This is a genomic window from Pelagibius sp. (assembly GCF_028289705.1).
Lineage (GTDB): Bacteria > Pseudomonadota > Alphaproteobacteria > Kiloniellales > Kiloniellaceae > Pelagibius.
Genome location: NZ_JANQOI010000123.1, coordinates 1 through 7925, shown reverse-complemented (window position 1 = coordinate 7925; position 7925 = coordinate 1). Strand labels below are relative to the sequence as shown.

6 protein-coding genes are annotated in these 7925 nt (G+C 66.6%); 4 read left to right on the top strand and 2 right to left on the bottom strand.

The annotated features are described in order from the left end of the window. Together carB and carA are read right to left on the bottom strand one after the other, a co-directional pair. The coding region (gene carB, locus Q0996_RS15900; RefSeq protein WP_299621806.1) for a carbamoyl-phosphate synthase large subunit at positions 1-1826 on the bottom strand (1826 nt) is incomplete at its 3' end. Beyond that, complete coding sequence (gene carA, locus Q0996_RS15895; protein ID WP_299621803.1) at positions 1810-3051, bottom strand: glutamine-hydrolyzing carbamoyl-phosphate synthase small subunit; 1242 nt, start codon at positions 3049-3051, stop codon at positions 1810-1812. The genes carA and carB, both read right to left, overlap by 17 nt. 178 nt (positions 3052-3229) lie before the next feature. Between carA and Q0996_RS15890 the strand changes: the two genes are divergently transcribed. The 4 genes from Q0996_RS15890 to Q0996_RS15875 form a co-directional block, all read left to right on the top strand. Continuing rightward, positions 3230-3685: a GatB/YqeY domain-containing protein gene (locus tag Q0996_RS15890; protein WP_299621800.1), complete on the top strand. Its 456-nt coding sequence runs from the start codon at positions 3230-3232 to the stop codon at positions 3683-3685. Next, complete coding sequence (locus Q0996_RS15885) at positions 3682-4128, top strand: GNAT family N-acetyltransferase (protein WP_322096728.1); 447 nt, start codon at positions 3682-3684, stop codon at positions 4126-4128. Before Q0996_RS15890 ends, Q0996_RS15885 begins: the two co-directional genes overlap by 4 nt. 282 nt (positions 4129-4410) lie before the next feature. Next, positions 4411-6336 (top strand): DNA primase, encoded by a 1926-nt coding sequence (gene dnaG, locus Q0996_RS15880; RefSeq protein ID WP_299621797.1) that lies wholly within the window; start codon positions 4411-4413, stop codon positions 6334-6336. An 82-nt stretch (positions 6337-6418) separates the two neighbouring features. Further along, the coding region (locus Q0996_RS15875; RefSeq protein ID WP_299621794.1) for an RNA polymerase sigma factor region1.1 domain-containing protein at positions 6419-7925 on the top strand (1507 nt) is incomplete at its 3' end.

The following is a 7925-nucleotide window of genomic DNA, read 5'->3' as shown; positions in this document are numbered from 1 at the left end:
GTCTCAAAGCCGGCCTCGCGCAGGGCATAGGCGGCGTGAACGCAGCAGTAGTCGAACTCGATGCCCTGGCCGATGCGGTTCGGCCCGCCGCCCAGGATCATCACCTTTTTGCGGTCACTGGGATCGGCCTCGCAGTCGGCCGGGCGCGCGCCCTCCGGCCCCTGATGGCCGCCCTCGTAGGCGGCATACATGTAGGGCGTCACCGAGGGGAACTCGCCGGCGCAGGTGTCGATGCGCTTGTAGATGGCGCCCAGCGAGAGGGTACGGCGGTGGGCGCCGACGGCTTCTTCTTCGGTGCCGGAGAGTTCGGCCAGGCGGGCATCGGAGAAGCCCAGTTTCTTGAGGGCGAGCCAGCCGGCGCGGTCCTCGGGCAGACCGCCTTCGCGGATCGCCGCCTCGGCGGCGACGATCTCGGCCACCCGTTCCAGGAACCAGGGATCGAACTTGGTCGTCTGCTGGATTTCCTCGATGCTCAGGCCGTGGCGCATGGCCTGGGCGATGGTCAGCAGGCGGTCCGGCCGCGGGCTGGTGAGCGCGGAGCGCACGGCGTCGCGGTCGACGGCACCGGCGGCGTCCAGGGCGCCGGGGATCTCCACCTCGTTGAGGCCGGTGAGCCCAGTCTCCATGGAGCGCAGCGCCTTCTGCAGGGACTCGGCAAAGCAGCGCCCGATGGCCATGGCCTCGCCCACCGACTTCATAGAGGTGGTGAGGTAGGGATCGGCGCCGGGGAACTTCTCGAAGGTGAAGCGCGGCATCTTGGTGACCACGTAGTCGATGGTCGGTTCGAAGGAGGCCGGGGTCACCTTGGTGATGTCGTTGTCCAGTTCGTCGAGGGTATAGCCGACCGCCAGCTTGGCGGCGATCTTGGCGATGGGAAAGCCGGTGGCCTTCGACGCCAGCGCGGAGGAGCGCGAGACCCGCGGGTTCATCTCGATGATCACCAGCTCGCCGTCGTCGGGATTGATGGCGAACTGCACGTTGGAGCCGCCGGTGTCGACGCCGATCTCCCGCAGCACTGCGATCGAGGCGTCGCGGAGGATCTGGTACTCCTTGTCGGTCAGGGTCAAAGCCGGCGCCACGGTCACCGAGTCGCCGGTGTGGATGCCCATGGGATCGACGTTCTCGATGGAGCAGATGATGATGCAGTTGTCGGCGCAGTCGCGCACGACCTCCATCTCGTATTCCTTCCAGCCCAGCACCGACTGTTCGATCAGCGCCTCGTCGGTGGGCGAGGCGCGCAGGCCGCCGCGCACGATGTCCTCGAACTCATCGCGGTTGTAGGCGATGCCGCCGCCGGTGCCGCCCAGGGTGAAGGAGGGGCGGATGATGGCCGGCAGGCCGATGTCGGGCAGCGCCTCCATGGCCGCGTCGAAACTCTTCACCAGGCGCGAACGCGGCGACTTGAGGCCGATCTTGTCCATGGCCTCGCGGAAGCGCAGCCGGTCTTCCGCCTTGTCGATGACATCGCCCTTGGCGCCGATCATCTCGACGCCGAACTTCGCCAAGGTGCCGTCGCGCTCCAGCGCCAGGCCGGTGTTGAGCGCGGTCTGTCCGCCCATGGTCGGCAGCAGGGCATCTGGCCGCTCGCGCTCGATCACCTTGGCGACCACCGCCGGGGTGATGGGCTCGACGTAGGTGGCGTCGGCCAGGTCCGGATCGGTCATGATGGTCGCCGGATTGGAGTTCACCAGGATCACCCGGTAACCCTCCTCCTTTAGCGCTTTGCAGGCCTGCGCCCCGGAGTAATCGAACTCGCAGGCCTGGCCGATGATGATCGGCCCTGCCCCGATGATGAGAATGGACTGGATGTCAGAGCGCTTGGGCATTCTTGGGCTTGGCGGCTTTCTCGGCTTCGATCATGTCGACGAAGCGCTGGAAGAGGTAGTGACTGTCCTGCGGGCCGGGGGAGGCCTCGGGGTGGTACTGCACGGAAAACACCGGGCGGCCGATGACACGCAGGCCTTCGTTGGAGCGGTCGAAGAGCGAGACGTGGCTCTGCTCGACGCCGGCGGGCAGGCTCTCGGCGACCACCTGGAAGCCGTGGTTCTGGCTGGTGATCTCCACGCGCCCGGTCTCCAAATCCTTCACCGGATGGTTGGCGCCGCGGTGGCCGAGATGCATCTTCTCGGTGCGCGCGCCCAGGGCCAGGGCGAGGATCTGGTGGCCGAGGCAGATGCCGAAGATCGGCAGGCCGGTCTCTAGCAGCGTCTGGACCGTGGGCACGGCGTAGACGCCGGTGGCCGCGGGGTCGCCCGGGCCGTTGGAGAGAAAGATCCCGTCGGGGTCGTGGTTCAGGATGTCTTCGGCGCTGGCGTCGGCGGGCACCACGGTGACGTCGCAGCCGAGGCTCGCCAGACAGCGCAGGATGTTGCGCTTGGCCCCGAAGTCGATGGCGACCACGCGGTGTCGGGGCTGCTCCAGGGCGCCGTAACCCCGGCCCAGTTCCCAGCGCGTCTCCGACCAGCGGTAGGTCTGGCGGCAGCTCACCTCGGCGGCCAGGTCCATGCCTTCCAGGCCCGGCCAGTCCGCCGCCTCGGCCTGCAGGGACGCCAGCTCGCCGTCGCTCTCGCCCGCCGCGAAGTGCACGATGCAGCCCTTGGGGGCGCCGAGGTCGCGGATGCGGCGGGTGATGGACCGGGTGTCGACCCCGGCGAGGCCGACGAGCCCGTGGGACTTCAGCCAGGCGTCCAGGTGCTGGGCGGTGCGCCAGTTGGAGGGCTCGGTCACTTCGGCGCGCAGCACCAGGCCGCGCACCGCCGGCGTGGTGGTCTCGATGTCCTCGGGGTTGGTCCCGACGTTGCCGATGTGGGGAAAGGTGAAGGTGATGATCTGTCCGGCGTAGGAGGGATCGGTGGCGATCTCCTGATAGCCGGTCATGGAGGTGTTGAAGCAGACCTCGCCCACCGCGCGGCCCGTCGCCCCCAGACCGGTGCCGCGAAACACCGTGCCGTCGCTCAGAATCAGGGCGGCCGTGCCGCCGCCGGGTTTTGGCGCAGCAAGTGGCTGCCCGTCCGCGGTGGACGGGTTGGAAGGGGCCCTGGCATCGGTCATGAAGCGAATCCTCGCACGCGAGCGGCCTGATGTTTAAGGGAAAGGCGGGCTTCGGTCAAGCGTAACCAAAAGTCCATAATCAATATATTTCAATAACTTAAGCCCTTAGATCGGTTTTGCCATTTCGGGACAATTGGGCTAACCTCCCGCGCCTTGCGAGGTTGAGGGAAGACCATAGATGCTGCGCAATCGTCTCAACGATGCCTTGAAAGACGCGATGAAGGCCAAGGAGGCGCATGCAACCTCGACGCTGCGCCTGATCCTGGCCGCCTTGAAGGACCGCGACATCGCCGAGCGCGGCAAGGGCAACGGCGAGGGTGTCGGCGACCAGGCCATCCTGGAGATGCTGCAGAAGATGGTGCGCCAGCGCCATGATTCCATTGAGATGTACACCAAGGGCGGGCGCGAGGATCTGGCCAAGCGCGAGGCCGACGAGATCGAGGTGATCGAGCGCTTCCTGCCCAAGCAGATGGACGAGATGGACATGCGCGCGGCCATCGACGGCGTGATCTCCGAGCTCGAGGCCGGCAGCGTGAAGGATATGGGCCGGGTCATGAGCACCTTGAAGGAGCGCTATCCCGGCCGCATGGACTTCGGCAAGGCCAGCGGCATCGTCAAGGAAGCGCTGGTCTGACGGCCCCTGTCCTGTCCCCGGTCATTCGCCTGGCCAGTGCCGCCGACCACCCCGCCTGTGCCCTGATCTTCCGCGATGCGCGGACCGCCGCCTTCCACTGGGACGAACGGGCCTATGCGTTGGACGAGTTCGCCGACGCCACGGCGGGCGAGACCCTCTGGGTCGCCGAGGGCGCAGCGGGCGAAATCCTCGCCTTCGCCTCGGTCTGGCGGGAGCCGGGCCTCTGGTTCCTGCACAATCTCTTCGTCGCCCCCGAGCGGCAGAACCGAGGCATTGGCCGGGCGCTCCTCACCGCGCTTCTGGGTCGCGTCGGGCGGCCGGTGGAACTGAAAGCCGACATCGCCAACGCGATTGCGCGCCGCTTTTACACAAGTTTCGGATTCCGCGTCGTCGAACAGGGCGCCGCGCGCCCGCTGCCCTGGATCAAGATGCGGCTGGATTGAGGCGCAGCCTCGTCTGGCGGCTCCGGTGGACAGTATTTATCCCCAGCATCCAAGTATCTGATTCGCCTGGAAAATCGCAGCAACGGTACAAAGAACCCACACATTATCCCGATCCTTCAGGAGCATTCCGAAGGGCGTCTTCCACCGATTCCGAAAATCAATGCCGTGGGCGACTCCGGCACAATTGCTAGTGTTGGCGCTGTGGCAATGGGGAACGGGTCCTTGCCCGGTCGCGATCGCGACTCACATCAAACAAGAGGGCAAGGGAACCTGTAGGGCCTGATGGCTTTTCCGGCGGATTTTCTGGACGAACTGCGCAACCGGATCACCCTCTCCGAGGTGGTGGGACGGCGCGTGAAGCTGGTGAAGCGCGGGCGTGAGCACAGCGGGCTCTGCCCTTTCCACAACGAAAAGACCCCGTCCTTCACGGTCAGCGACGAAAAGGGCTTCTATCACTGCTTCGGCTGCGGGGCCCACGGCAGCGCCTTCGACTTCGTCATGAACAGCGAAGGGCTGACCTTCCCGGAGACCGTGGAGCGCCTGGCGGGCCTCGCCGGCATGACCGTCCCCCAGGAGAGCCCGCAGGACCGCGCCCGCGCCGAAAAGCGCAGCAGCCTGCTGGACGTCATGGAGGCGGCGACCGCCTGGTTCGAGGAGCAGTTGGCCGGCGAGGCGGGGCGTGAGGCCCGCGAATACCTTCAGCGGCGGGGCCTCGCACCGCAGACCGTGGCGGCCTTTCGCCTGGGCTTTGCCCCGCGCGCGCGTGGCGTCCTGGCCAAGGCCCTGCGGGCGCGCGGCATCGCGGTGGACCAGCTTTTGGAAGCCGGACTGGTCAAGCGCATAGAGGACGGCCCGCAGGAGGAGTTGCGCGACTATTTCTTCCACCGGGTCGTCTTTCCCATCACCGACCGGCGCGGCCGGGTCATCGCCTTCGGCGGGCGGACCCTGGGGGAGTCCAAGGCCAAGTACCTGAACTCCCCGGAAACCGCGCTCTTCCACAAGGGCCGGGTGCTCTACAACCTGGCCCGCGCCCGCAAGGCGGCCCACGACAGCGGCGAGTTGCTGGTGACCGAGGGCTACATGGACGTGATCGCCCTGGCGGAAGGCGGCTTCCCGGCCGCCGTCGCGCCGCTGGGCACGGCCATCACCGAAGAGCAGATCGAGGAACTCTGGCGCCTGGCGCCGGAGCCGACGCTCTGTTTCGACGGCGACGCCGCCGGGCAGCGGGCCGCCCTACGCGCGGCGGAACGGGCCATGCCCCTGCTGAAACCGGGCAAAAGCCTGCGTTTCGCCCTCTTGCCGGCGGGGGAGGACCCGGACAGCCTGCTGCGCGGCAAGGGCGCCGCCGCCCTGCGCGGCCTATTGGAGGCGGCTCTGCCGCTGGCGGAGCTGCTCTGGCGCCAGGCCAGCGAGGGACGGCCCGTCGACACCCCGGAGCGGCGGGCGGCCATCCGTGCGGCGCTGCGCGGCCAGGTCAACGCCATCCGCGATCCCGAACTGCGGGAGGACTATCGCCAGGAGATGGAGCGCCGCTTCAGCGCCGCCTTTGGATTCCAGGGCAGTTCCCAGGGCGGTTTCCGGCGCGGCGGTCAAAACCGCGACTGGCGGCGGGACCCCCGCGCCCGCCGGGCGGGGGCAGGGGCAGGGGGATGGGTTCCTCCGGGGCCTCCGGACAAGCGCCGCGGCCCCACCGATCTGCTGAATCCCGACCGCACGGCGGAACTGCTGCTTGCCACCCTGATCAACCACAACAATTTATTAACCGAGTTTGTTGAGGATTTAGCCGGGATCGAGTTCGCCGAGGAAGGTCTGAGTGCTTTGCGTCAGGCGCTGATCGACTGTTTCGCGCATCATCCGGAGCTTGACAGCGAAGGTGTGAAATGCCACCTGTCCAATCAGGGGTATTCCGGGGTCTTGGCGAAACTCTTAGCCCCGGAAGTATACGTTCACGGCAGGTTTGCCCGTCCCGACGCCTCAGCGGAGGTGGCGCGGCAATCTGTATTGCACATCTTGGGGGTGCTCCGTGAGCGTCAGGCGGCTCCCCAGCAGGTGGAAGAGGCCCTGGCGCTGGCGGCGGATATGACGACGGATCAATTGCAACGGGTCCAGGCGCGGCAGAAGCTGCGACTTGAAGAAGACGGCCTGAAGGTGGATCTGGACCGCTTTGAGGCCACGCTTCAAGCGACCATGGACAAGACTGACACGTGAGCTGCCTTGGGCGGCGGCCGGGGTCTTCCCGGCCGGGCTGTCCTTGAGCGCTTTGGCATCGGCATCTGAGGTATTGGGCTGAATGGCGACGAAGGCGAACGAAAACGCTGAAACTGCGGAAAACCGCGAGGAATCCTCCGACGGACCGCTGATGGATTCCATGTCTGCGGCGGTCAAGAAGATGATCGCCAAGGCCAAAGAACGCGGCTACGTCACCTACGACGAGCTGAATTCCGTGCTGCCGCCGGACCAGATGTCTTCCGAGCAGATCGAAGACACCATGTCCCTGCTCTCCGAGATGGGCATCACCGTCATCGAGAGCGAGGAGCAGGAAGAAGCCGCCACCGAGGACGACAGCAAGGAAGGCACCGCCTCGGCCAGCGGCAACCTGAACGACGACGATATCGGGCGCACCGACGACCCGGTGCGCATGTACCTGCGCGAGATGGGCTCGGTGGAGCTGCTGTCCCGCGAGGGCGAGATCGCCATCGCCAAGCGCATCGAGGCGGGCCGCGAGAAGATGATCGGCGGCATCTGCGAGAGCCCGCTGACCATTCGCGCGCTGCTGGTCTGGCGCGAGGCGCTGATCGAAGGCCGTATTCTGCTGCGCGACATCATCGATCTGGATGCGACCTATGGTGGCGGTCCGACCGAGGACGCCATGAACCAGGCGGTGGCCGAGATCGCCGAGATGGAGGACGAGCCGGAAGCGCAGCCCGAGAAGGACAAAGACAAAGAGAAAGACGCCAAGGGCAAGGCTGGCGACGGCAAGGCCGGGGAAGACAAGGCCGGGGAAGACAAGGCCGCCGAGGACAAGTCCGGGAAAGACAAGAAGGCCGGCAAGAACGGCGCCGCCGCCGCGGACGATGAAGACGAGGACAAGGGCGAGGACGGCGAAAAGGCCGAGGGCGAAGGCGAGGACGACGACGACGAGGAAGAGGAGAACTCCATCTCCCTCGCCGCCATGGAAGCCGCCCTGCTGCCCCAGGTCCTCGACACCTTCGACGAGATCGCCAAGACCTGGAAGAAGATCACCAAGGTCCAGGAGCGCCGCCTGACCGCCTTCCAGAAGGGCGAGAAGACCACGCCCCAGACCGAGCGGCGCTACGAGAAGCTGCAGCACGAACTCGTCGAGCTGATGGAGGGCGTCCATTTCAACAACGCCCGCATCGAACAGCTCGTCGACCAGCTCTACGGCCTGAACCGGCGCCTGCTGGGCTTCGAGGGCAAGATGCTGCGCATGGCCGAGCGCTGCGGCGTCAAGCGCCAGGACTTCCTCGACCACTACTTCGGGCGCGAACTCGACCCGCGCTGGGTCAGCCGTGTGAAGCGCCTGACCGGCAAGGGCTGGTCCAAGTTCGCCGAGCGCTACGGCGACGAGGTGAAGCGCATCCGCAAGGAAGTCGCGGTCATCGCCGACGACAGCGAGCTGCCCATCAGCGAGTTCCGCCGCATCGTCAAGACGGTGCAGACCGGCGAGAAGGAGGCCAGCAAGGCCAAGACCGAGATGGTCGAGGCCAACCTGCGCCTGGTGATCTCCATCGCCAAGAAGTACACCAACCGCGGCCTGCAGTTCCTCGACCTGATCC

Excerpts from the sequence above, each read along its gene's own strand:
- Q0996_RS15890 (WP_299621800.1), top strand. The coding sequence starts at position 3,230 with ATGCTGCGCAATCGTCTCAACGATGCCTTGAAAGACGCGATGAAGGCC.
- carA (WP_299621803.1), bottom strand. The coding sequence starts at position 3,051 with ATGACCGATGCCAGGGCCCCTTCCAACCCGTCCACCGCGGACGGGCAG.
- dnaG (WP_299621797.1), top strand. The coding sequence starts at position 4,411 with ATGGCTTTTCCGGCGGATTTTCTGGACGAACTGCGCAACCGGATCACC.